Source organism: Gillisia mitskevichiae (assembly GCF_003634585.1).
Lineage (GTDB): Bacteria > Bacteroidota > Bacteroidia > Flavobacteriales > Flavobacteriaceae > Gillisia > Gillisia mitskevichiae.
The window spans coordinates 830034-854214 of the sequence record NZ_RBLG01000001.1 but is presented as its reverse complement, the minus strand read 5'-3'; the positions used below and the strand labels follow the sequence as shown (position 1 = coordinate 854214).

At 34.4% G+C, this 24181-nt stretch carries 21 protein-coding genes and 1 tRNA gene; 10 read left to right on the top strand and 12 right to left on the bottom strand.

What is annotated here, in order from left to right; all coding sequences use genetic code 11:
- Window positions 1-175: 175 nt before the first annotated feature.
- The 8 genes from pyrH to BC962_RS03880 all read left to right on the top strand — a co-directional run bounded on the left by pyrH (window position 176) and on the right by BC962_RS03880 (window position 11222).
- Window positions 176-883, top strand: a complete 708-nt coding sequence (gene pyrH / locus BC962_RS03915) for a UMP kinase (protein ID WP_121344579.1) — start codon at window positions 176-178, stop codon at window positions 881-883.
- Window positions 884-1031: 148 nt separating this feature from the next.
- On the top strand, window positions 1032-1586 hold the full coding sequence (gene frr, locus BC962_RS03910) for a ribosome recycling factor (protein WP_121344578.1): 555 nt from the start codon (window positions 1032-1034) through the stop codon (window positions 1584-1586).
- Window positions 1587-1703: 117 nt separating this feature from the next.
- Window positions 1704-4181: a DUF5686 family protein gene (locus BC962_RS03905; protein WP_121344577.1), complete on the top strand. Its 2478-nt coding sequence runs from the start codon at window positions 1704-1706 to the stop codon at window positions 4179-4181.
- Between the two features lie 74 nt (window positions 4182-4255).
- Window positions 4256-6667, top strand: a complete 2412-nt coding sequence (locus BC962_RS03900) for an efflux RND transporter permease subunit (RefSeq protein ID WP_121344576.1) — start codon at window positions 4256-4258, stop codon at window positions 6665-6667.
- Between the two features lie 72 nt (window positions 6668-6739).
- Complete coding sequence (gene asnS / locus BC962_RS03895) at window positions 6740-8182, top strand: asparagine--tRNA ligase (RefSeq protein ID WP_121344575.1); 1443 nt, start codon at window positions 6740-6742, stop codon at window positions 8180-8182.
- Window positions 8183-8192: 10 nt separating this feature from the next.
- Window positions 8193-9047: an RluA family pseudouridine synthase gene (locus tag BC962_RS03890; RefSeq protein ID WP_121344574.1), complete on the top strand. Its 855-nt coding sequence runs from the start codon at window positions 8193-8195 to the stop codon at window positions 9045-9047.
- Window positions 9048-9153: 106 nt separating this feature from the next.
- Window positions 9154-10617, top strand: coding sequence for an RNA polymerase factor sigma-54 (rpoN, locus tag BC962_RS03885; RefSeq protein ID WP_121344573.1), 1464 nt, complete (start codon window positions 9154-9156; stop codon window positions 10615-10617).
- The gene (locus tag BC962_RS03880) at window positions 10617-11222 is read left to right on the top strand and encodes a hypothetical protein (RefSeq protein ID WP_121344572.1); all 606 of its coding nucleotides are present in this window, start codon (window positions 10617-10619) and stop codon (window positions 11220-11222) included. Before rpoN ends, BC962_RS03880 begins: the two co-directional genes overlap by 1 nt.
- On the opposite strand, the gene BC962_RS03875 is transcribed toward BC962_RS03880, so the two are convergent.
- The 9 genes from BC962_RS03875 to BC962_RS03835 form a co-directional block, all read right to left on the bottom strand.
- Window positions 11217-11921, bottom strand: a complete 705-nt coding sequence (locus BC962_RS03875; protein ID WP_121344571.1) for a porin family protein — start codon at window positions 11919-11921, stop codon at window positions 11217-11219. The two genes, BC962_RS03880 and BC962_RS03875, sit on opposite strands and share 6 nt — an antisense overlap.
- Window positions 11922-12029: 108 nt before the next feature.
- Complete coding sequence (locus BC962_RS03870) at window positions 12030-12506, bottom strand: ExbD/TolR family protein (RefSeq protein ID WP_121344570.1); 477 nt, start codon at window positions 12504-12506, stop codon at window positions 12030-12032.
- 33 nt (window positions 12507-12539) lie between these two features.
- Window positions 12540-13148: an ExbD/TolR family protein gene (locus BC962_RS03865; RefSeq protein ID WP_121344569.1), complete on the bottom strand. Its 609-nt coding sequence runs from the start codon at window positions 13146-13148 to the stop codon at window positions 12540-12542.
- A gap of 3 nt (window positions 13149-13151) precedes the next feature.
- Window positions 13152-13589 carry a hypothetical protein gene (locus BC962_RS03860; protein ID WP_121344568.1) on the bottom strand — a complete coding sequence of 146 codons (438 nt, stop codon included), beginning with the start codon at window positions 13587-13589 and terminating at the stop codon, window positions 13152-13154.
- Between the two features lie 13 nt (window positions 13590-13602).
- Window positions 13603-14397, bottom strand: a complete 795-nt coding sequence (locus BC962_RS03855) for a MotA/TolQ/ExbB proton channel family protein (RefSeq protein WP_034919787.1) — start codon at window positions 14395-14397, stop codon at window positions 13603-13605.
- A gap of 71 nt (window positions 14398-14468) precedes the next feature.
- A tRNA-Ser gene (locus BC962_RS03850) sits at window positions 14469-14556 on the bottom strand.
- Between the two features lie 75 nt (window positions 14557-14631).
- A complete protein-coding gene (locus tag BC962_RS03845) occupies window positions 14632-15660 on the bottom strand; it encodes an asparaginase (protein WP_121344567.1) in 1029 nt (342 codons plus the stop codon).
- Entirely contained in the window at window positions 15644-16786 is a 1143-nt protein-coding gene (locus BC962_RS03840; RefSeq protein WP_121344940.1) for a 1-acyl-sn-glycerol-3-phosphate acyltransferase, read from the bottom strand. Before BC962_RS03840 ends, BC962_RS03845 begins: the two co-directional genes overlap by 17 nt.
- Window positions 16787-16841: 55 nt before the next feature.
- Entirely contained in the window at window positions 16842-17609 is a 768-nt protein-coding gene (locus BC962_RS03835; RefSeq protein ID WP_121344566.1) for a TatD family hydrolase, read from the bottom strand.
- 51 nt (window positions 17610-17660) lie between these two features.
- Here BC962_RS03835 and BC962_RS03830 point away from each other — a divergent pair, with 51 nt between their 5' ends.
- Window positions 17661-18098 carry a retropepsin-like aspartic protease family protein gene (locus BC962_RS03830; protein WP_121344565.1) on the top strand — a complete coding sequence of 146 codons (438 nt, stop codon included), beginning with the start codon at window positions 17661-17663 and terminating at the stop codon, window positions 18096-18098.
- 256 nt (window positions 18099-18354) lie between these two features.
- Here the strand turns inward: BC962_RS03830 and odhB are convergent, their stop codons facing one another.
- Both odhB and BC962_RS03820 read right to left on the bottom strand, forming a co-directional pair.
- Window positions 18355-19650, bottom strand: coding sequence for a 2-oxoglutarate dehydrogenase complex dihydrolipoyllysine-residue succinyltransferase (gene odhB / locus BC962_RS03825; protein WP_121344564.1), 1296 nt, complete (start codon window positions 19648-19650; stop codon window positions 18355-18357).
- Window positions 19651-19725: 75 nt separating this feature from the next.
- A complete protein-coding gene (locus BC962_RS03820) occupies window positions 19726-22503 on the bottom strand; it encodes a 2-oxoglutarate dehydrogenase E1 component (protein ID WP_121344563.1) in 2778 nt (925 codons plus the stop codon).
- Window positions 22504-22614: 111 nt separating this feature from the next.
- On the opposite strand from BC962_RS03820, the gene BC962_RS03815 reads away from it, so the two are divergent.
- Window positions 22615-23163, top strand: coding sequence for an alpha-ketoglutarate decarboxylase (locus BC962_RS03815; protein ID WP_121344562.1), 549 nt, complete (start codon window positions 22615-22617; stop codon window positions 23161-23163).
- Here the strand turns inward: BC962_RS03815 and BC962_RS03810 are convergent.
- Complete coding sequence (locus BC962_RS03810; RefSeq protein WP_121344561.1) at window positions 23160-24134, bottom strand: polyprenyl synthetase family protein; 975 nt, start codon at window positions 24132-24134, stop codon at window positions 23160-23162. The two genes, BC962_RS03815 and BC962_RS03810, sit on opposite strands and share 4 nt — an antisense overlap.
- Window positions 24135-24181 lie beyond the last annotated feature (47 nt).

Sequence of the window (24181 nt, the reverse complement as noted above, 5' to 3'; positions counted from 1 at the left end):
TTCTCATGTGTCAGTTTCACCTTAAGTATAGCATCTAAACCTTTAAATTCAGCCCCAAATGCAACATAAACTTAAAAATACCCTAAAATTTAATTCCTACTTACAATCGGGCCCAAGAGATTCTTCTCAATTTAAGATATTGTCTATATTTGCACCATTCATCTATAAATAGGATATGCAATACAAAAGAATTCTTCTTAAATTATCAGGCGAAGCATTAATGGGCGACAGACAGTATGGGATAGATCCTGACCGTTTAGCCGAATATGCAGAGGAAATAAAGTCTGTAATAGATAAAGGTATAGAGATCGCAATTGTTATAGGCGGCGGAAATATTTTTAGAGGTGTTGCTGGTGCAAGTAAGGGAATGGATAGAGTGCAAGGAGACCATATGGGGATGCTTGCAACTGTTATAAACGGGCTCGCTTTGCAGGGGTCTTTGGAAGATGCAGGAATTCAAACCAGATTGCAATCTGCCATCCAGATAAATGAGGTTGCAGAACCTTTTATTAGAAGAAGAGCAATTCGTCATTTAGAAAAAGGACGAGTTGTAATTTTTGGAGGAGGTACAGGAAATCCATATTTCACTACAGATTCTGCTGCGGTTCTTAGAGCGATAGAGATCCATGCAGATGTTATCTTGAAAGGCACCAGAGTAGATGGTATTTATACTGCAGATCCTGAAAAAGATAAAGAGGCAACAAAATTCGATTTTATTACTTTTGATGATGTTATTAGCAAAGGATTAAAAGTAATGGATACGACGGCATTCACACTTAGCCAAGAGAATGAATTACCAATTATTGTATTCGATATGAATACGAAAGGGAATTTGTTAAAAGTGGTTACGGGAGAGAATATTGGAACCAAAGTGAATTTATAAGCAAATAATAATACTCGTTTTATAAGCGATGTATTGTGCCAAGAGTTTAAGGCATATAATTTGAAAATATTTTATAAAAATGGAATCATCCCGATCACTTTTGGGACGGGAAATTAAACACTTATTGAAGTATTAAATTTTTAATAATATGAACGAAGATTTAAAATTTATTCTAGAAAGCACAGAAGAGAATATGCATAATGCTCTTAAGCATTTGGAAAAACAATTGCTTAATATTCGTGCAGGGAAAGCAACTCCAGCTATGCTTGGAAGTGTAATGGTAGATTATTATGGTAGTATGACTCCATTAGCACAAGTTGCAAACATCAACACCCCAGATGCTAGAACACTTACAATACAGCCTTACGAGAAAAGTTCAATCACTGCTATTGAAAAAGGTATTATGTTCGCAAATCTTGGTTTTAACCCAATGAATAATGGGGAAAGCGTTATTATTAGCGTTCCACCATTAACCGAAGAGCGACGTAAAGAACTGGCAAAACAAGCAAAAGCTGAAGCTGAAGAAGCTAAGATCGGGATTAGAAACGACAGAAAAGTTGCTAATAACGATATTAAGAAATTAGATATTTCTGAAGATGAATCTAAGATCGCTGAAGAAAATATTCAGACTTTAACAGATGCTCATATTAAGAAAGTAGATTCCATTTTCGATAATAAGGAAAAAGAGATCATGACCATCTAAACTTAAGATCGTCATAAAATATATTCAAATCGGCTTTAGAATATTATATTTGGTTCAATCTAAGTATAATAAATATTTTAAAGCCGATTTTTTTTAAGTCAAATATTCTGAAGAGGAATGAATAAATTTATACGAACCCTACTATTCCTAGCTTTATTTATTCCTTTTTCTACCTGTATTGGTCAAAATATTATTAATGGCCATGTAATAAATTCTGAAAATGGCGATCCCCTAGCCTACGCTACTGTAAAAACTTCAGATAAAAAACAAACTCTCACCAATATAGATGGCAGTTTCAGTATAAAATTAACTGCCAAAGATTCTGTTTTGACGGTTTCTTACATTGGTTTTTCCAGCAAAACAACTCCAATTACTAAATTCTCAGAATACTACCTGATAAAATTGGAGCCATTCACCGAAGACCTTTCAGCAGTGATGTTATATTCTGAAGAAAGTCCCGCCGATAAGATTATTGCCAAAGCCATCCAGAGAAAATCTAAAAATGATCCTGAAAAGGCTTTGAAAAGCTTTCAATATAAGAGTTATAACAAATTCATTATAGATAATGAAGCTTCAGGAATTAGTACTCAATCTGACTCTTCAAGCATAGAGATAAGGACGATCATCAATCAAGGCCGCGCATATCTTTCAGAAAAAACAGCAACCCATCTTTTTAAAAAACCTAATAAGAGAAAGGAATTAGTTGAGGGAATTAAAACCGCAGGTTTCAACAAACCTGTTTACGATGTGTTGTCCTTAAAAGCAGAGCCACTTTCTCTTTACAAGAGCAACTATCAATTATTTGACACGGATTATGCAGGACCTCTAGCAAACGGAGCATTCAATAATTATTCTTATAAAATATTAGATACAACTAGTATAGAAGGCAGAGCTTCCTACATGATCTACTTTAAGCCAAAGCGGCAAAAGAAAGTTGCTGGATTAGAAGGAGTTTTATATTTAGACACAACGAGTTATGCTATACAAAAAGCGACTGCGCAGCTGCTGGGAGCAGTAAAACTAGTAGTGAATCATAACTACTCATACTACAAAGAACACGACTTGTGGTTTCCAAGCAATCAAACGATAACTCTTAAGCCTGGAACTGGCGGAAAAGATATCTCGGTCTTTGGAGGAAGTATATCTCTAGGAACAGTACAGCGTAAAAAATCTATTTTAAATACAGTAATTGGTTCTGGAGAAGTAGAATCTGGTCTTTTTTTAGAATCTTCAACAGTTAATTACGAGATTAAATTTAACGAAGAAGTTGCTATTCCTAAATACGCGGCTACAATAAATGTATTAAAAAATGCTAATGATAAGTCTGTTAATTACTGGGAGGCCAATCGGCAGATCCCATTTACTTTAAAAGACGAGTTTACATCTCAAAAAGTAGATAGTATAATTAGAACCCGGAATATAGAGAAAAAGATCAGGGTTAAAAAAGCTATTGCCAATGGTCATTTGCCAGCCGGAATATGGGATTTTGATCTTAGTAAATTTTTTAAATTCAATAATTATGAAGGAATTAGGCTAGGAGCCGGCGGAACAACAAATGCTGGTTTTTCTGAAAAAACAAGACTTCAAGGTTATCTTGTTTATGGCTTTAAAGATGCGCAATTTAAATACGGTTTTGGAGCAGGAACTTTATTGAGAAAACGAACAGATACTTGGCTAGATTTAAAGTATAGCGATGATATTCGCGAAGTTGGAAGCTATAAATATTTAAAGGGAATTAATGATTTTTCTATTTTAGAACCTCGATTTGTTAATATTAGTTTCTACTATAAATATCAAGCAATTCAGGCAGGCTTAACTCATAGGTTCACTCCAAAACTGGAAACAGAATGGGTGATAAATAGAAGTGATATCACACAAATAGGAAATTATGCTTATATAAATGATGACCGATCATATAAGGATTACACTATAGCAGAAGCAACAATTGGCTTCTTGTATCGTCCTTTTAGCACATTTTTAAATACTCCAGAAAGCAACCAAATAATTAATAAAGGATACCCACAATTTACGGGGCAAATCTCAAAAAGTGTTTCGAATATTTTAGGAGGAGATTTCGATTTTACTAAAGTTGGCTTGAAAGTAGAATATCAAATTAACAGATTAGATCTTTCTAACACTCAATTCACCTTAGAAGGAAATTATGCATTTGGAGATATTCCTCTAACACACGCATTTCACTCATTTCCAAACAACCCAAATAAAGCAGAAATCTTAAATAGATTTTCTATAGCAGGAAAGATAAGTTTTGAAACCATGTATTTTAATGAATTCTTTAGCGATCGCCAAGCGGCATTACATATAAGACATCAGTTTAGACCTATAAGAATTACAGATACTTACAAACCTGAGCTCGCAATTCTAAATAGATTTGTGATTGGAGATTTTGATGATATAAATGCGCATCAAAATATCGAGTTCAATTCCTTAAAGCATGGTTTTTCTGAAGCAGGCTTAGAAATCAATAAATTACTGGGTGGTTTCGGACTAAGTTTCGCTTATAGATACGGTGCATATCATCTTCCTAGTTTCAAAGAAAATTTCTCTTTTAAATTCACATTGAGGCTTAAAATTTAGAAAGTAGATTACTTTACTTATAATCAATTAATACCACGGCTTTTCTTAACTTTGCCCGCGCTCAAAAAACAGGCATGTCAAAAATTTTTAGTTTTGGATTTTGGAATTCCATCGCTCGAGTAATTCTTAGGAATAGGCTCGTTATTATCGCCATTATTATTGGTATTACCATATTTCTTGCCTCCCAGTGGCAAAATATGCGGTTTTCTTATACAGAGGCAAATCTTTTGCCAGACGATCATGAGATCAATATTACTTACAATAACTTTCTAGACAAATTTGGAGAAGAAGGGAACATCATAGTTCTTGCAATAAACGATTCCACTCTTTTTACTCCTGAAAAATTTGCCGCATGGAATAAACTTTCAGAAAAATTACAAACTTATCCAGAGATAGAAAATGTAATTTCTCTTGGTAATTTAAAGAAGCTAAAAAAATTCGATGATCCAAAGAGGTTTGAGATGGTTCCTTTACTGAAAAAAGGAAAATTAGATAGTACTCAAGTTGCTGGCTATAAAGATGAGATCTTTAACAAACTGCCTTTCTACGATAATTTGGTTTATAGTAATAACACCAACACTGTACAAACAGCGCTTTATATAAAAGAAGAAATCGTTAATTCCAAAGAACGAAAAATCTTTGTTATAGAAGAATTAAGGCCGCTTATCGAGCAATTTGAAGTAGATAATAATATCAATGTTTATGTTTCTGGAATGCCATACATAAGAACATTGAACTCACAAAATATTATAGATGAGATAGGTTTATTTATTGGGGGTGCTTTATTGGTAACCTCTTTGATCTTCTTCTTTTTCTTCAGATCTGTTAGAGCTACTTTAATCTCTATGGTCACGGTACTTATTGGTGTAATGTGGGCATTTGGAGTAATTGGATTATTACATTACGAGATCACGGTACTTACCGCTTTAATCCCTCCTCTTATCATTGTAATTGGAGTCCCCAATTGTATATTCCTGATCAATAAATATCAGCAAGAGATAAAAAATCACGGCAATCAGGCGAAATCCTTACAACGTGTTATCACCAAAGTAGGAAATGCAACTTTACTTACCAACCTTACTACTGCCTCTGGGTTTGCCACTTTTATTCTTACAGATAGCAAGTTATTAAAGGAATTTGGTATTGTAGCTTCCATTAACATCATTGCTATTTTCATTTTAAGCTTAGTGATCATCCCGATTATCTATAGCTATATGTCTTTACCAAAAGACAAACACCTTAAGCATTTAAACAAAAAATGGATTGGTGGTTTTGTAGATTGGGTAGAGCGTATGGTTCGAGACCACAGAATTGCTATCTATATAGGTTCCATCTCCTTGTTAGCCCTAAGTATTATTGGAATTTATACTATCAAGGTCTCAGGAAGTTTATTAGAAGATATGCCACAGCAAGCAGATTTCTTTAAGGATATCGAGTTTTTTGAAGAGGAATTTAATGGAGTAATGCCACTGGAGATCTTAATAGACACCAAAAAACCTAAGGGCGCCTTAAAGCTTTCTACATTAAAGAAAATGGAAAATTTGGAGAATATTATAGTTGATATTCCAGAGCTATCTTCCCCTCTATCTGTGGTAAGGCTCGCTAAATATTCCAAACAGGCTTACTATAATGGAAATCCTAAATATTATCAATTACCCACTTCTCAGGAACAAAACTTTATAGCGCCTTATTTAAAAGGAATCTCTTCTGAAGGGAATCTGCTAAATGCTTATGTAGACACTACAGGTCAATATGCTAGAATGACTACATTCATGAAGGATATTGGGACCGAAGAAATGGAACGAATTGAAGCAGGTTTGTGGCCACAGATAAATAAAATATTTCCTCCAGATAGATTTGACATTTCTTTAACCGGGAAAGCTTTGATCTTTCAAAAAGGAACTACCTATTTGGTAAAGAACCTTATTATATCCCTTTCTTTAGCTATATTATTGATCGCCTTACTAATGGCATGGATGTTTAGATCCTTTAGAATGATCCTTATCTCTCTAATCCCTAATTTATTGCCACTAATTGTAACAGCAGGAATGATGGGCTTTATAGGAGTACCAATTAAACCATCCACTATTTTAGTATTTAGTATCGCTTTCGGAATATCTGTAGATGATACCATTCATTTTCTGGCTAAATATAGGCAGGAGTTAAAAGCAAATAATTGGAAGATAAAACGCTCTGTTTATGCAGCTTTACGAGAAACTACAGTAAGTATGTTCTATACTTCCATAGTTTTGTTTTTCGGATTTTCAGTATTTATGATAAGTAGTTTTGGAGGTACTGTTGCTCTAGGAGGATTGGTTTCAGCAACACTTCTATTTGCAATGTTAGCTAACTTGTTATTACTACCATCGCTACTTCTTTCTTTAGAAAAGAGCATTGCGAATAAAAAGATCTTAAAAGAACCTTCTATGCAGATCATTGTAAATGAAGATGATGTTTTACCAGAAGAAGAAAACGAATTAAAATAAAATGGGTTCTTGTTAAGCTAACAAGGAAAATTTATCTTTGAATCCCTAGAATCCCTAAAAAATATAAGTAACATGATAAAAGCTAAAATTGCTGATTTAATAAACAGCGATCAATTCTTACAGGAAGTTGAAGTAAAAGGATGGGTACGATCTTTTAGAAGTAATAGATTTATTGCAGTAAATGATGGTTCCACCATTAATAATATACAATGCGTTATAGATTTTGAAAACACTTCTGAAGATATTTTAAAACGAATTACTGTAGGAGCTGCTATTAAAATCAAAGGAACTTTAAAAGAAAGCCTAGGGAGCCAGCAAAGTGTTGAAGTAGAAGTTACTTCTCTTGAAATTCTAGGAGATGCTAATCCAGAAGAGGTAAAATTAACCATCTTATCACCAAAAAAACACAGTTTAGAAAAGCTACGTGAGCAGGCGCATTTAAGAATTCGTACCAATACTTTTGGAGCGATAATGCGTGTTCGTAGCAAATTATCTTTTGCTGTCCACAGCTATTTTCAGCAAAATAATTTCCATTACGTGAACACTCCTATAATCACAGGTAGTGATGCCGAAGGTGCAGGAGAAATGTTTAAGGTAACAGGAATGGATTTGAATAATCCTGAAAGAGACGAAAAAGGGAATATAAATTATAAAGAAGATTTCTTCGGAAAAGAAACAAATCTTACGGTTTCTGGGCAATTAGAAGCAGAAACTTATGCGATGGGACTTGGGCAAGTGTATACTTTTGGTCCAACTTTTAGAGCTGAAAATTCTAACACTTCTAGACACCTTGCAGAATTCTGGATGATAGAGCCAGAGGTTGCTTTTTGCGATCTAGATGGAAATATGGACCTGGCAGAAGATTTTATAAAGTATGTGGTTTCTTACGTTTTAGAAAATTGTAAAGATGATCTAGAATTTCTTAAAAACAGATTGAAAGATGATGAAAAAACAAAGCCAGCTGCAGAACGTAGTGAACTGGATCTACTAGAGAAATTAAAATTCGTAACAGAAAATAATTTCAAAAGAGTAAGTTATACAGAGGCTATAGATATTCTAAAAAATTCTAAGCCTAACAAAAAGAAAAAATTCCAATACCCTATAGAAGAATGGGGAGCAGATCTTCAAAGTGAGCATGAACGCTTTTTAGTTGAAAAACACTTTAAATGCCCAGTGATCCTTTTTGATTATCCAGCTAACATCAAGGCTTTTTATATGCGCTTGAATGAAGATGGAAAAACTGTAAGAGCGATGGACATCTTATTTCCAGGAATTGGAGAAATTGTTGGAGGCTCTCAAAGAGAAGAGCGTTTAGATGTTCTTAAAGAGAAAATGAAGGCTTTAGATATAGACGAGAAAGAACTTTGGTGGTATTTAGACACTAGAAGATTTGGAACTTGTGTGCATAGTGGTTTCGGACTTGGTTTTGAAAGACTAGTTCTTTTTGTAACTGGAATGACCAATATTAGAGATGTGATCCCTTTCCCGAGAACTCCTCAAAATGCAGAATTTTAAACTCCACTAATTGAAAATTATCGAATCGCATATCGTTCCTGCAATCGCTACAAAAATACGATTGCAGGAATACGCGGTTGGAATATTTAGAATGCTTCCTTCCAAAAGCGGACTTAAAAAAGCTATAAAAAAGGAGCAAATTTTATTAGATGGAAAGGTTGCACAAACCTCAGATTGGATTCAGGAACATCAGCAAATAGATTATATTCAGAAGGATGAAAAGCAAATAAAAGTTTTTCAATTAAAGCTGGAAGTGGTTTTTGAAGATGATCATTTAGCAGTTGTAAACAAACCATCAGGCTATCCAACAAGTGGGAATTATTTTAAAACCATTGAACAAGCCCTTCCCTTCAATTTAAAAATTTCCTCTCTTCCCGATGCTTTGCCTTATCCAATTCCTGTTCACAGATTAGACAATCCAACTAGTGGATTATTGATCATTGCCAAATCCAAATCGGCACAATTAAAGTTGCATAAAGATTTCGAGGAGAAGAATATCCAAAAAACATATTTAGCCTTAGTAACTGGAGAAACCCCATTGCAAGATTCAATTCAAACTACAATTGAAGAAAAAGAAGCTTTTACTACTTATAAAACATTGAAATCCTTTAGGCATCAGGATGTCACTTATTCATTATTAGAAGTTGCTCCAAAAACAGGGAGAACTCATCAAATAAGGATCCATCTTTCTTCAATTGGTTTTCCTATTGTAGGAGATAAATTATATGGTTCTGGGGAGAATCCTTTCAGTAAAAAAGGTCTTTATCTTGCTGCTATTGGTTTAGAATTCCATCACCCCATAGATAAAAGCTTACTAAAATTTAAATTAAAATTTCCTTCAAAATTCAGTAGAGCAGTTAGTTAAGCCTTTAATAGAGATTCTTAACAAAAATTTACGAAAGCAATTGGAATGCCAAAGCTACAATAGCACGCTTTTTGCTTATTTTTGTATAAAGCGCAATAAGTTAACTATGCTAAAGCAGCAATTAAATTTTAAATTATCTCAAAAGCTATCCCCTCAGCAAATACAGTTGATGAAGCTTATCCAGTTACCTACGCAGGCTTTCGAGCAGCGTATCAAACAGGAATTAGAGGAAAATCCTGCGCTGGAAGATGGAAAAGAAGACTTAGATGCAGAATTTGATGATGAGTTTTCTAATGACGAATATGATAATGATGACTACGATAACGAATCTATAGATACCGATATTAATGTAGACGATTATCTAAGCGACGATGAGGTTCCAAATTATAGGCTTCAGGCAAATAACTATAGTGCAGACGATGAAGAAAAGAATGTTCCTTACGCATCTGGAACTTCTTTCGCACAATATTTAAAAACACAATTAAGCACTTTTAGATTAACTGAGCTCGAAAAAGAGATCGCAGATTTTCTGGTAGGTAGTGTAGATGAAAGTGGTTACATAAGAAGAACTTTACAAGATATTGTAGATGATCTTGCCTTCACTCAAAATGTTTATACCGATGAAGAATCGGTAGAAAAAGTATTAAAGAAAGTTCAGGAACTAGATCCCGCAGGAGTTGGAGCTCGATCTCTACAGGAGTGTTTATTGATCCAATTAAAGCGGAAGGAATTAACCAAAGAAGTTTCCTTAGCAACAGATCTTCTGGACAAGTCTTTTGATCACTTCAGCAAAAAACATTACACCAAACTACTTGCCAAGCATGATATTTCTGAAGACGAACTTAGAAGTGCCATAGATGTAATAGAACATTTAAATCCTAAACCGGGTGGTGCTTTTTCTGGAAATTTAAGAATGGTGGAGCATGTGATCCCCGATTTTGCTATTAAAATTGTTGATGGAGAGCTGGAATTAACCTTGAATGGCAGAAATGCTCCAGAAATGCATATTTCCAATGATTATAGCAACATGCTTAAGGGCTATAAAGAATCCAAGGAAAAAACAAAGTCTCAGAAAGATGCAGTAATGTTTATAAAGCAGAAGCTAGACTCTGCAAAGTGGTTTATAGATGCAATAAAGCAGCGTCAACAAACTTTAATGGTCACGATGAGCTCTATAATGAATTATCAAAAAGAATTCTTCTTGAGCGGCGATGAGCGTAATTTACGCCCTATGATCTTAAAGGATATTGCAGATGAGATTGGAATGGACGTTTCTACAGTATCTCGGGTTGCAAATAGCAAATATGTAGATACTCCTTATGGTACAAAATTGATCAAAGAATTCTTCTCTGAATCCATGACCAACGATCAAGGAGAAGAGGTTTCTACAAGAGAGATCAAAAAGATATTAGAAATGTCTATCGATGAAGAAGATAAGCGCAAGCCTTTAACCGATGACAAACTAGCCAAATTACTATTAGAAAAAGGATATCCTATTGCTAGGAGAACAGTTGCAAAATATAGAGAACAACTGGATATTCCGGTTGCTCGAATGAGAAAAGAGATTTAATGAAGTTCTTAATAAAAAGTGCTTCCTATATTTTTCATCCTTTATGGATGCCTTTTACCGGAAGTTTATTTTATTTTCTAGTTACTCCACGTTTCTTTCCTTTAGCATTAATCCAAGCGAAATTATTAGCTATTGCCATTACCACTTTGTTTATTCCAGTGGTCTTTTATTTTCTTCTGAAAAATTTAGGGAAAGCAGAATCTGTATTTTTAAAAGATGTGAACCAACGCCGTTGGCCATTATTCTTTTATAGTTTGCTTATTGGCTTAAACCTTTATCAGATTTTAAACATCTACAACTATCCTTCTTTATATTACTTTTTCGTAGGGATTTTGTTTTCAATACTAACCGCATTTATTCTTGCCTTACTTAGAGTGAAAATAAGCTTACATATGTTGGGGCTCTCTGGAATATTCATATTTGTACTATCGCTTAGCATTTACTATAGACTGAATCTAATTTATGTGATTGCGTTTTTAATAGCCGCTATGGGCTTAACAGCAACCTCTAGATTACATTATAAAGCTCATACCTGGATAGAGTTATTTCTAGGATTCTTCATTGGCCTTTTACCACAATTAATAGTGCTTAATTACTGGTTATAGAATATAAAACATCAAGCCTAATTTAAAGGTAGATATTCCAACCGGAGTATTATTCAGTTGAGCATCCTTAAAGAAAGGATTTAAGCTATAATATACATGGAAATTAAATGTATTATACCCAAAGGTAAATGTGGTTCCAAGACGTAATCTTTCCAACTCTGGAACATCTGTTTGAATCACTTGATTAGAACCTTGTTTAAAATTAGATTTGAAATAATAGATATACCCCAATCTAAATCCTGTATAAATTCTCCAAAACTTATAAGAATCTGGAGTAGAAGTTCGCCATCTAAATTCTAATGGCAATTCCACAAGCTGCGTGGAAAATCTATTAAAATCATAATCCACTTCTGGATCACTTAAGTTTCTGAAAATGGTATTATTATTTTCATCTTCACCAATAAATAATTCCTGTCCATACGAATTTAAGGACCAACCTAATCCAGCTCCTATGGCAATATTACGACGTTTATTTAAGGGGAAATCTCTAATAAAACCAAGATGAACCCCACCCGAGAATCCCGATTGAGCTACAGATTCTGGGAGATCTCCTAAAAGATGGAAAGTTAAGCCTACATAAAATTGATCTTCTCTGTAAAGACTATCAACGGGTTTTATAATAGAATCTAAAGCAGTAGTTTGTGAAAATGAAGACCACATTGAGAAAAGTCCAAAAGTAAAAAATAAGATTCTCTTCATTTCCAAAAGCTTAGTTCCTGTATTTGTTCAGAAAGTTAAATATAAAAAAAACATCCCATCCGGAAGATCCAGATGGGATGTTTTATGACAGTAATGTAACAGTTAAAACTAATTCTTAGCTACTTCTCCAATTCGAGTTGTGTAGTTAATTTTTAGTGCTTCTGCTTTTCTTAATTCTTGTTTAATATCAGATACCAATCCCATATTAGTTTCAACATCTACTTTTAAGGCAGTTGTTAAATAAGGAATTAATTCTTCACGTTTAGTCTCTCTTTCTGCGTAAATAAAATTTTGGATATCTTTTACATCTGCAAATTTATCATTTAACTGAATTCGAGCTTCACTACCAAATTTTTGTTGGTATCTAGGGCTTGGTTTTCCTGCATAAATATACATTACCAATTCCTTTCTATCCAATTTCTCTACTTGGTCTGCAAAGGGTAACTTATTTTCAATCATCAAAGTATTTTGACGCATTACCGTAGCCACCATAAAAAAGAAAAGCAACATAAAAACGATATCTGGCAATGAAGCCGTATTTACCGCTGGTAATTCACCACTCTTTTTCTTTTTAAATTTAGACATATCTAGATTGAATTTAAAATATTATTTAGTCTACTAGCTTTTAGGTTCTGCTTCAGATAATTTTTGAGGATACATATCCTTTACTTCATCTATCTGCTTTTCCAGCTTATCCTTATTTCCTCTAAAATTAGGATCGTTGTATTTAGCTTCCATTTCAGTATAATCCATACCGAACATTCTTTGAGCTTCCCTGTTTCTTAACTGATTATATGCAGCTACTAACTCATTCTGAACAGAAATATACGTTCTGTACTCAGTCTGGCGGTCATTAACTAAAGATATAATAGCTTTAGTAGGGTTATCTGAAGATGCAGGATCTTTAGCTCCTTTACAGTAACTACATCCTTCATCACCTTGTCCAGCTCCATTGTCTAGAAAATCCATTGCAGCTTTACGCAGTTCACCCAATTGCATTACTTGATCTTCAACTAGTAAATCGTTATTTCTGTTAACGATTACTGTAAAGATATTTTTCTGCTTAATAACAGGCGGCTCAACGTTCTCATCTTGAATAGGGGGCAATTTACGGCTGATTCCCCTATCGGTCTCAATTGTAGTAGTAACCAGGAAGAAAATTAATAGCAAGAATGCTATATCGGCCATAGAGCCGGCATTTACTTCTGGTGCTGATCTTTTAGCCATAATTTATTTTATTAATTTTCTTACTCCGGAAAGTACCATAGCTCCAACTGCTACTGCTGCTAGAATATAAAATACTACTAATCCGGCACCAACCCAATGGTCTGCACTTGCAGATAGCGTATCACCATCTTTAAGTTGAACTTCGTTACCATCAGTTAAAACGTAAGCTAAAACTATAACAAGTAAAAAGGCACCTACTGAAATTAGTGTGTTCTTTACATTTCCGGAAAACAATCCTTTAATAACAAAGAAACCTACTATTACAATACAGATAGCCAATACAATATAGCCAACCCACATCATAGGCTCTAATAAACTATTTTGATCTGCCGCCGAGGCGGAAATAGCATCATCACCAGCTATAATAATTCTACCCAAAAGGATAAGACCTATTACACCAATAACAAGTGCTAAATATTTTAAAACTTTGTGTATGGTCATGATTTATTATTTCTTAGATTCTTTTTTTGTTTTTGTAATCAACTAACATGTCGATCAATAAGATAGAAGCATCTTCCATATCATTTACAATACTATCGATCTTAGCGATGATGTAATTATAAAAGATTTGTAGAATAATCGCTACGATCAAACCAAATACAGTTGTAAGAAGTGCTACTTTAATACCACCTGCTACCAATGAAGGTTGCATATCTCCTGCTGCTTCAATTTTATCGAATGCTTGAATCATCCCGATTACTGTTCCCATGAAACCTAACATCGGAGCCAAAGCGATAAATAAAGATACCCAAGAAACATTCTTCTCAAGTTGTCCCATTTGAACACCACCATAAGCAACAACAGCTTTCTCAGCCGCTTCAATGCTTTCGTCTGCACGATCTAGTCCTTGGTAATAAATAGAGGCAACTGGTCCGCTTGTGTTTCTACAAACTTCTTTAGCAGCTTCTACTCCACCGTTATTCAATGCATCTTCAACATCCTGAGCTAATTTCTTAGTGTTTGTTGTAGATAAGTTTAAAAAGATAATTCTCTCGATGGCGATGGCCAAACCTAGAATTAAACATAAAAGAACGATCCCCATAAAGCCGGCACCACCTTCTATAAAACGTTTTTTAAGTTCTTGGTGAAAACCTAAATCTTCCTCTTCTGTGTCGAGGCTTGCTTCGTCATCCTGAACAATCGTCTGGATGTTATCAGGTAAGATGTTTACATTAATTGTCGCATTAGCTTGTGCGGCTCCAAATAACATAATCGAAGCGATTACCAAAGTTGAAAATAATCTTTTCATTACTGTTTGTCTTAAATTAATTAGTTAAAGGGTTAAAGATATAAAAATAAATTTTTAATAAAAATAAATTGCAGAGAGGAAGGGATTCGAACCCTCGATACGCTTTTGGCGTATACACGCTTTCCAGGCGTGCGCCTTCGACCGCTCGGCCACCTCTCTAAAATATGCTTATTTTAATTAGTGCGCCAAATAACAAAAAAAAAAAATTACAAACAAAATAAGATTCGTTAATATTTATAACATTTCACCGCGTAGGGAAGTCTCATAAATGGTTTTGAATACTTTAGGTGATAATTCTTTTCCTAAAAGGTACATTAATTTTGCGATTGCCGCTTCTGTTGTAATGTCTTTTCCAGACACCACTCCTATCTTTTTTAACTGAGTACTGGTCTCATAATTACCCATAGACACACTACCTGCAACACATTGAGTAACATTTATGATAACCAAACCTTTTGAAATATGCTTTTTTAATAAATTAATAAACCAAGCATCTGTAGGTGCATTTCCACTCCCAAATGTCTCCAAAATGACACCTTGAAGATTTTTCTTCGATAAAATATGTGCAACCGTACTTTCTGTAATGCCCGGAAACATTTTTAAAATAAGCACTTCTGAACTAAAATCTTTATGAAGTTTTACCTTCTTTCTTCTATTTGTTACCCAAAGAGCTGAGTGATTTACCGATAAATATACTCCAGACTCTGCTAAAGGAGGATAATTAGAAGAAGAAAATGCTTGAAAATGTTCAGCATTTATCTTCGTAGTTCTATTAGCTCTATATAATTTATACTCAAAATAAAGACAAACTTCAGAAATAACAGGGCGTCCTTGTTTCTGTAAACCGGCAATTTGAATACTGGTAATTAAATTTTCTTTAGCATCTGTTCTTAGATCTCCAATTGGCAACTGAGAACCCGTAAAAATTACTGGTTTTGTAAGATTTTCAAACATAAAACTTAAAGCAGAAGCTGTGTAAGACATGGTATCACTTCCATGCAATACTACAAATCCATCATACTCCTCATATCTTTCTTCTATAATTTCTGCAATCTGGATCCAATTAACAGGATTCATATTAGAAGAATCTATAGGCTCCTTAAAACTTACGGTGTCTATAGAATGCTCTAGCAGTTTTAGCTCGGGAATATTTTGAAGTAATTCGCTAAAATTAAAGGCCTTTAAAGCCCCTGTTTCAAAATCTTTGATCATACCAATGGTTCCCCCAGTATAGATCAGTAAAATATTAGATTTTGTCTTCATTTAGGGCTTCATGGTTTATTACAGGATTAGCATACATTAAAAGATAACTATTAACCTCAAGAGCATTTTTAAAATCTACCCGTCTAGTTAACCTTCTTTCAAACTGCCTTTTTTCCTTATCTGTATATCGACTTGAGTGTTCTTCAGAATTATTTAATAAGTCGCAAGCTATATAATTTGCAGGCCAAAGCTTATAATTCTTATAGATCTTAGAATCTATAGCACCAGCAATAGCTTGCAATTGATCGTTAACAGAGTGTTCTGTTTTCGCTAATTCCCCGAACCAATTCTCATCCAATATCTCTCCTGCGGTAATATGAATCCTTCCTTTATTTCCCAGCGCACCTTTAAGAATAGAATTAAAATCTTCATGTGCAGATTTTTTATAAACCTCTTCTTTTCTCTTAGCCATTAATTCTGGCATCTTTAGAACATCTGTAGGATCAAATTCATAAGAGATAGAAACTGGAACTATTTTAATTTTTGAAAAATATTCAGAAATGCTCATGTCTCCCTTAGCCATAGCTAGCATTTTGAGCACGCCTTGCTGTGTGACATCATTCCCATCTTTAGTACGGCCTTCTCTCTGCGCCATCCAAACAGATCTATTTTCCTCTAATAATAAATGCCTAATATATTCTGAAAGATTCTGAGAACTACGAAGCATCTCTCTAGGTGTAAGTCCTCGTTGAACAAGAAAATTTCTATTGAGCTTAGATAATAATAACAAAAATGGTTTTTGCACTAAATTATCCCCAATTGCAGAAGCTGTCATTACCAAATCCTGCTCATATAGTGCACAGTTTATAAGACTTGTATCTAATATGATGTCTCGATGATTAGAAATAAACATATAGGACTCATCTTTGTGCAGCTTTTCAAAACCACTATAAGAAAGTCCCTCAGAACTTTTTTCTAATACTTTTTTAACGGAATGATAAATAACTTTCCCTTGAAAATCACGAATAGAATGGCAATCGTCTAGTATTTGTTTAATCTCCTCGAATGATTTCTCGGGAAAAGTAAACTGCAACAAGGTTTTTACCATTGGATGATTAGCATACTTATTTAAAGCAGCTTGCACCTCATTATCATTATAAAATCTTATTTCTTCGAAGTTGGACACGTACATTATTTGGTTAGCTTCACAAATGAACAAAATAATATGTTAATTCCCCACATTACACACCGAATATATCTTTGGAGTTTTTTGTGGTAATTGCAGCAACCTCCTCGATATGGAGGCCATATAGCTCTGCAATTTTTTCTGCTATTATCTGAATATGAGCACTTTCATTTCTTTTTCCTCTAAATGGAGCAGGCGCTAAATAAGGAGCATCGGTCTCTAAAACTATATGGTCAATAGGTATTTCTGCAATAAATTTATCTAAACCTCCATTTTTAAAGGTTACAACTCCACCTATACCCAGCTTCATATTATAAGAAAGCGCTTTTAAAGCTTGCTCTTTATTACCCGTAAAACAATGAAAGATGCCATAAAGATCGTCTCCTTTTTCAGATTCCAATACTTCAAAAACCTCATTAAATGCATCTCTGCAATGAATTACGATTGGGAGGTTCTTGGATTTGGCTAACTGAATTTGCCGCTTAAACGCAATTTGCTGTTCCTTAAGCAACGTCTTATCCCAATAGAGATCTATCCCTATTTCTCCAACAGCATAAAAGCTTCTTTCTTTAAATTGCTCTTCGATATGTTTTAATTCATCTTCAAAATTCTCCTTTACAGATGTTGGGTGTAAACCCATCATTAAAAAAACATTATCCGGAAACTGAGCTTCTAAATCATACATTGCCGTTGTATGAGAAGAGTCTATTGCGGGAATAAAAAATCTATTAATTCCTTTTGATATAGCCTTATTGACAGCTTCCTCCCTATCGGCATCAAAATCTCTACTATATAAATGGGTATGAGTATCTGTTAAAATCATAAAGACAAAAATAATTTATTTTGAAGACCTATCTTTGCCAAAACACAAAGAATGTCATCCCTGAGGAAATTATTAAAGAGCAAAGGCTATCATCGCATTAAATTAAAATATACTGAAACCAATCACTTTGAATTGGTGGCAAAAATAAATGAAGTTCAGGGTAATTTCATACTAGACACAGGCGCATCTAGCACTTGTGTAGGTTTTGATACTGCTGCTCATTTTAAATTGTTAGGTGAAGAAAGCAAGATTAGAGCAGCAGGAGCTGGAGCTACAAATATGCTTACCCAAGTGGCCTTAAAGAACAGTATTGCAATTGAAGGTTGGAAAACTAAAAAATTAGATATTGTTCTTTTTGATCTCACCCACGTAAATGAAGCCCTAGTTAACCATAAGGCCGAGAAAGTTCATGGTATAATTGGTGCCGATATATTAAAAAAAGGAAGAGCTGTTATAGATTACAAGAATAAAGCCTTGTATTTAAAATAATGGGGAAAAACCCCCATTAAAATATCTATTGTTTCAAGTTAAATTTGAATATGAAAATAGATATCATAGATAATTTAGTGAAGAAAAAAGCATTTTCGAATGCAGGATTTTTCCTGCTTACCGTAGCAATAATCGCGATACTTCTATTGAACATACTTACATTAATATCATTATTTTGATTGAAACAAGCCTTAAAAAAAAGCTCGCAACTTTATAAGTTGCGAGCTTTTTTAATATATAAAATTGTTTGTTCGAATTATAGCTCTAATGCTCTTTTCACATCATTATCCATCAATAATTCTTCTGGATTTTCTAAGGCTTCTTTTACTGCAACCAAGAAACCAACAGATTCCCTACCATCTATCACTCTGTGATCATAAGATAACGCAACAAACATTATTGGTCTAATTTCCACATGACCATCTATAGCCACCGGTCTTTCCACAATGTTGTGCATTCCCAAGATCCCACTTTGAGGTGGATTTAGTATAGGAGTAGATAACATAGATCCAAAAACTCCACCATTAGTAATAGTAAAAGTACCTCCAGTCATTTCATCTACGGTAATGTTTCCATCCCTAGCTCTTAAGGCAAGACGTTTTACATCTTCCTCTACAGCTCTAAAGCCCATGTTTTCTACATTTCTCATTACGGGAACCATCAATCCTTTTGGACCAGAAACCGCAATACTAATATCCTTGTAATCGTGTTTTATTTGAAAATCACCATCAATCATAGAGTTTACATCTGGATACATCTCCAATGCTCGAACAACCGCAAGAGTGAAGAAAGACATAAAGCCTAATCCTACACCATGCTTATCTTTAAACTCTTCTTTATATTGTTTACGCAAAGAATATATTGCCGACATATCTACTTCATTAAAAGTAGTAAGCATAGCAGTTTCATTCTTAACACTTACTAAACGCTCTGCAACTTTTCTGCGAAGCATAGACATTTTTTTGCGCTCTTCACCTCTTTTACCAGTTCCTGGAGTACCCATTGAGGCTTTTGCTTGTACAGCATCCTCTTTGGTAATTCTTCCATCGCGACCAGATCCAGATACAGATTTAGTATCTATCCCTTTCTCATCTAAGATCTTTTTTGCTGAAGGTGATGGCGTTCCAGTAGCATAGGTTTTATCTTGTTGCTGAGAAGGAGTTGAAGGTTTAGAAGGAGTTTGAGTTAAAGCTTCCGCTTTATCGCTATTTGCTTCTGTTGAAGTTTCTTTTCTTTGCTCTTTAACTTCCTCTTCACCAGATTCATCCTTAGATTTTTCTTCAGATTTATCTGTATCACCTCCGCCTGGTTTTGGAGCATCCGTGTCTATTAAACATACTACCGCACCAACAGCAACTGCATCGCCTTCTTCCGCTTTTAATGTAATTATTCCACTAGCTTCAGCAGGTAATTCTAAGGTCGCCTTATCACTATCTACTTCAGCAATAGGCTGATCTTTTTCAACATAATCTCCATCTTCTACAAGCCATTGAGCAATTTCAACCTCTGTAATAGATTCTCCCGGAGAAGGAACTTTCATTTCTAAAGCCATGATCTTTTGTTTTATATTTTTGAATCTTTCTTATTTCTAAGAAAGGGTGTTTTATTAATTATTATTGGAATTTGATTAAACCATAGTTTTATCAAAAACACTTTCAATTACTTTTTCGTGTCGTTTTTTAAATCTCACGGAACTTCCTGCTGCAGGAGATCCATAGAATTTCCTACTACATACTCTAAAGCTTTTCGCTTCATCAAAATGCAATAGTAAATAACTATACGCTCCCATATTTCTTGGTTCTTCCTGAGCCCAAACAATATCATCTGCATTGTTATATTTCCCCATTACTTCCTTAATCCTTTCTTCAGGTAACGGAAATAATTGCTCTATTCTAACTAATGCGATATCATCTCGTTTATTCTCTTCTTGATACTCTAAAAGATCATAATAGAATTTACCTGTACAAAATACTAAAGATTTTACATTTTCTACTTTAGCTGAGGCATCATCTATTACTGTCTGGAAAGTTCCTGTTGCAAATTCCTCTTTAGTGGATATTACTTTTGGATGCCTAAGCAAACTCTTTGGAGTAAATACTATTAAAGGTTTTCTATAATTCACCTTCATTTGTCTTCTCAACAAGTGATACATATTTGCAGGAGTGGTTACATCTGCAACAAACATATTATCTGTAGCACAAAGTTGTAAGAAACGCTCCATTCTTCCTGAAGAATGTTCTGCTCCTTGACCTTCATAACCGTGAGGAAGTAGCATAACCAAACCATTTTGTAATTTCCACTTATCTTCTGCTGCAGAAATGTACTGATCCATCATAATTTGGGCTCCATTCACGAAATCTCCAAATTGAGCTTCCCAAATTGTTAGAGTATCTGGACTTGCCATGGCATAACCATAATCAAAACCAACTACACCATATTCGGATAACAATGAATTAAAAATATTGAACCTTCCTTTTCTATCTGGAATGTTATTATGTAGAATGACCTCCTCTTCGCTATCTTCAACCTTTATAACGGCATGTCTATGAGAAAAGGTTCCTCTCTCTACATCTTGCCCACTCATTCTTACACTATAACCTTCGGTCATTAATGTTCCATAGGCAAGTAATTCTGCCATTGCCCAATCTAATTGATCGGTTTCAAAATACATCTTTTCACGAGCCTCTATAAGTTTCGCTATCTTTCTAAGGAATTTTTTATCCTCTGGAAGTTTAGTGATCACTTTTGCAACCTCGTCAAGTGTCTTGATATCTATAGTAGTATCTACAGGAGCCATCATTGTGTCTTCCTGTACATTCTCGTACCCTTCCCATTCATCTTTCATGAAAGGAGTGATCCTTGTAGTATCTTCTTTTCTGGAATCTAATAATTCCTCTTCTAATTTTGCCTTGTACTCTTCTTCCAGCTTTTTAACGTAACCATCTTCTATGATGCCACTTTTCATCAATTTTTCAGCATAAATATCTCTTGGATTTTCATGCTTGGCAATTGCTTTATATAATTTAGGCTGAGTAAACCTTGGCTCATCTCCTTCATTATGTCCATACTTTCTATATCCTAATAGATCTATAAAGACATCTCTTTTAAACTGCATTCTAAAATCTAGAGCGAATAATACTGCATGAACAACAGCTTCTGCATCATCGGCATTTACATGCAATACAGGAGATAAGGTTACTTTTCCAACATCTGTACAATAGGTAGAAGAACGTCCATCTAAGTAGTTAGTAGTAAATCCTATTTGGTTATTTACTACTATATGAATAGTTCCGGCTGTCTTATAACCATCTAATTGTGCCATTTGCACCAATTCGTACACCAAACCTTGACCAGCAATTGCTGCATCCCCGTGTACAATTATAGGTAGAACCTTGGAAAAATCGTCTTTATATCTTCTGTCTTGCTTTGCTCTAGCAATTCCTTCGACAACTGCACCTACCGTTTCCAAGTGAGATGGATTTGGCGCAATATTTATATTTATTTCTTTACCACTTGTGGTGGTTCTACAGCTTGTCCAACCTAAATGATATTTTACATCTCCGTCAAAAATATCCTGCTCGTAATCTTTCCCGTCAAACTCACTAAAAATATCCTTGGCACTTTTTCCGAAGATATTGGTAAGAGTATTTAATCGTCCACGGTGAGCCATTCCCATTACAAAATCTTTAACCCCAAGATCTGCGGCTTTTTCTATAATGGTATCTAATGCAGGAATCAGACTTTCGTTTCCTTCAAGAGAAAAACGTTTCTGACCTACATATTTAGTATGAAGAAAACTTTCAAAAGAAACAGCATCGTTTAATTTTGAAAGGATATTCTTTTTCTCAGCATTAGTAAACTGAGGCTGATTATCGTTGATATTTAATTTTTGCTGAATCCACTCGATCTCCTCTGGCTTCCGGATATACATATATTCTACCCCGATAGATTGGCAATAGATGGTTTCCAGATGTCTTATAATCTCCTTAAGAGTAGTTAGACCAATACCAATAACATCTCCAGCACTAAAAGTCTTTTCGAGATCTTCATTAGTTAATCCAAAATTCTCTAAAGCAAGAGTTGGAATATATTTTCTGCGGTCTCTAACCGGATTTGTTTTGGTGAATAAGTGACCACGTGTTCTGTACCCATCTATTAAACGTATTACCTGAAATTCTTTTTTAATATTATCAGGTATATCTGTAGCGGCAAAATCTTGAGATGAAGAACCATTATTTTGGTGAGTTCCTTCTGGAAGATCCCCATTTTGCTCCATTCCAAAGTCGAAACCTTGAAAAAATGCTCTCCAGCTAGGTTCTACACTATCTGGGTTTTGTAAATACTGATCGTAAAGATTTGCGAAATAGGCTGTAGGTGCAGCGTTTAGAAATGAAAATTTGTCCATAGGTGGAAACTAAAGTTTCTTTTGTATTAAAACAAAGCAAAAATACAATTTTTAGAATTTATAGCTTATAGAAATTCTTATATTTATCCTCTATATTATAAGAATTTTAACATGTTTAGCTATAGAAACCACACACTAAATATATTTCTATCTTTTTTGGTCGTCTCCTTATTGAGTACTGCAAAACTTAATGCCCAGGATATAAATCCTGTGAAAGGCCAGACAAATAATTTCTGGGAATCTGTGCGATTTGGTGGAAGTTTGGGTTTAAATTTCGGTAAAAACAGATTTACTGGGATAATTGCACCTTCTGCAATTTATGATTTTAATGAGATAGTTTCTACAGGGATAGGGTTAAATGCAGCTTATGCAAAACAGGATAACTTTAAAACAACAAGCCTTGGAGGGAGTGTAATTACCTTGATTAATCCTGTTAGATTTCTACAATTGTCTTTAGAATTTCAGGAACTTAATATTAACAGGAAATATGAGCTTATTGGTTTAGATTTGGAAGAGAACTATTGGGTTCCTGCTTTGTTTACTGGAATTGGATATAACACAGGAAATGTTACGGCAGGAATTAGATATGACTTGCTTTATGATGAAGAAAAAAGTTTTTACAGCAGTGCGCTCATGCCCTTTGTAAGCATTTATTTCTAAACCTCACGATGCATTAAGGACGCTCCAAATTGTTTTAACAATGCTTTTTTAGGTTCAGGAAGATCTATTTCTTCCAGCACTTGGAAGGCCTGATTTGTATATTTCTCAATCTCTGCTCTCGTAAGTTCTGCCGCTCCACTTTCTTCAAAGATCGTTTTAACGGCTTCTATTTTTCCTCCTGCATCCATCGGATTTATAGAATAAAGATCCTCTAAATTATTTGCATCTAGTTTTCCTGAATTCTCCAAGGCCTTTAAATATAAAAATGTCTTTTTATTTTCTATAATATCTCCACCTAGTTGTTTCCCAAAAGTATCTGGATCACCAAAAGCATCTAGATAATCATCTTGTAATTGAAATGCAATACCTAGCAACCTCCCATATTCATAAACAGAACGTTTGCAATCTTCTGAAGCTCCCGCTACGATAGCTCCCATCTGCAAGGAGGCGCCCACGAGTACAGCGGTCTTATATTCTATCATTTTTAGATAATCTTCGATCTCTACATCGTCTCTACTTTCAAAATCTACGTCGTATTGTTGCCCTTCACATACCTGAATAGCTGTTTTTGTAAATAATTGTGCTAGTTCTTTAAAAACAGAACCTTCGTAATTCTCAAATAACTGATAGGCGTTAATAAGCATGGCATCTCCAGAAAGTATCCCCGTATTAAGATCCCACTTTTCATGTACAGTGGCTTTACCTCTTCTAATAGGCGCAGCATCCATAATATCGTCATGCACCAAAGAAAAATTATGAAAAACCTCTATTGCTAATGCTGCATGTAAAGCTTTTTGGTAAGGAGCATCAAAGATCTCTGCACTCATTAATACCAAAACAGGTCTTAAGCGTTTACCACCAAGATTTAATATATAAGTAATAGGCTCATATAAATTTTTTGGTTCTTTAGTTACGATAGTAGTATTTAAATACTCTAAAAAAGCTTCTCGATATTGGGCAATAGTGTGCATTATGCGAAATTTTCGGCTAAAATACCATAAATGATATTAATACAAAT

Excerpts from the sequence above, each read along its gene's own strand:
- pyrH (WP_121344579.1), top strand. The coding sequence starts at position 176 with ATGCAATACAAAAGAATTCTTCTTAAATTATCAGGCGAAGCATTAATG.
- frr (WP_121344578.1), top strand. The coding sequence starts at position 1,032 with ATGAACGAAGATTTAAAATTTATTCTAGAAAGCACAGAAGAGAATATG.
- BC962_RS03905 (WP_121344577.1), top strand. The coding sequence starts at position 1,704 with ATGAATAAATTTATACGAACCCTACTATTCCTAGCTTTATTTATTCCT.
- BC962_RS03900 (WP_121344576.1), top strand. The coding sequence starts at position 4,256 with ATGTCAAAAATTTTTAGTTTTGGATTTTGGAATTCCATCGCTCGAGTA.
- asnS (WP_121344575.1), top strand. The coding sequence starts at position 6,740 with ATGATAAAAGCTAAAATTGCTGATTTAATAAACAGCGATCAATTCTTA.
- rpoN (WP_121344573.1), top strand. The coding sequence starts at position 9,154 with ATGCTAAAGCAGCAATTAAATTTTAAATTATCTCAAAAGCTATCCCCT.
- BC962_RS03880 (WP_121344572.1), top strand. The coding sequence starts at position 10,617 with ATGAAGTTCTTAATAAAAAGTGCTTCCTATATTTTTCATCCTTTATGG.
- BC962_RS03875 (WP_121344571.1), bottom strand. The coding sequence starts at position 11,921 with ATGAAGAGAATCTTATTTTTTACTTTTGGACTTTTCTCAATGTGGTCT.
- BC962_RS03870 (WP_121344570.1), bottom strand. The coding sequence starts at position 12,506 with ATGTCTAAATTTAAAAAGAAAAAGAGTGGTGAATTACCAGCGGTAAAT.
- BC962_RS03865 (WP_121344569.1), bottom strand. The coding sequence starts at position 13,148 with ATGGCTAAAAGATCAGCACCAGAAGTAAATGCCGGCTCTATGGCCGAT.
- BC962_RS03860 (WP_121344568.1), bottom strand. The coding sequence starts at position 13,589 with ATGACCATACACAAAGTTTTAAAATATTTAGCACTTGTTATTGGTGTA.
- BC962_RS03855 (WP_034919787.1), bottom strand. The coding sequence starts at position 14,397 with ATGAAAAGATTATTTTCAACTTTGGTAATCGCTTCGATTATGTTATTT.
- BC962_RS03845 (WP_121344567.1), bottom strand. The coding sequence starts at position 15,660 with ATGAAGACAAAATCTAATATTTTACTGATCTATACTGGGGGAACCATT.
- BC962_RS03835 (WP_121344566.1), bottom strand. The coding sequence starts at position 17,609 with ATGATTTTAACAGATACTCATACCCATTTATATAGTAGAGATTTTGAT.
- BC962_RS03830 (WP_121344565.1), top strand. The coding sequence starts at position 17,661 with ATGTCATCCCTGAGGAAATTATTAAAGAGCAAAGGCTATCATCGCATT.
- odhB (WP_121344564.1), bottom strand. The coding sequence starts at position 19,650 with ATGGCTTTAGAAATGAAAGTTCCTTCTCCGGGAGAATCTATTACAGAG.
- BC962_RS03820 (WP_121344563.1), bottom strand. The coding sequence starts at position 22,503 with ATGGACAAATTTTCATTTCTAAACGCTGCACCTACAGCCTATTTCGCA.
- BC962_RS03815 (WP_121344562.1), top strand. The coding sequence starts at position 22,615 with ATGTTTAGCTATAGAAACCACACACTAAATATATTTCTATCTTTTTTG.
- BC962_RS03810 (WP_121344561.1), bottom strand. The coding sequence starts at position 24,134 with ATGCACACTATTGCCCAATATCGAGAAGCTTTTTTAGAGTATTTAAAT.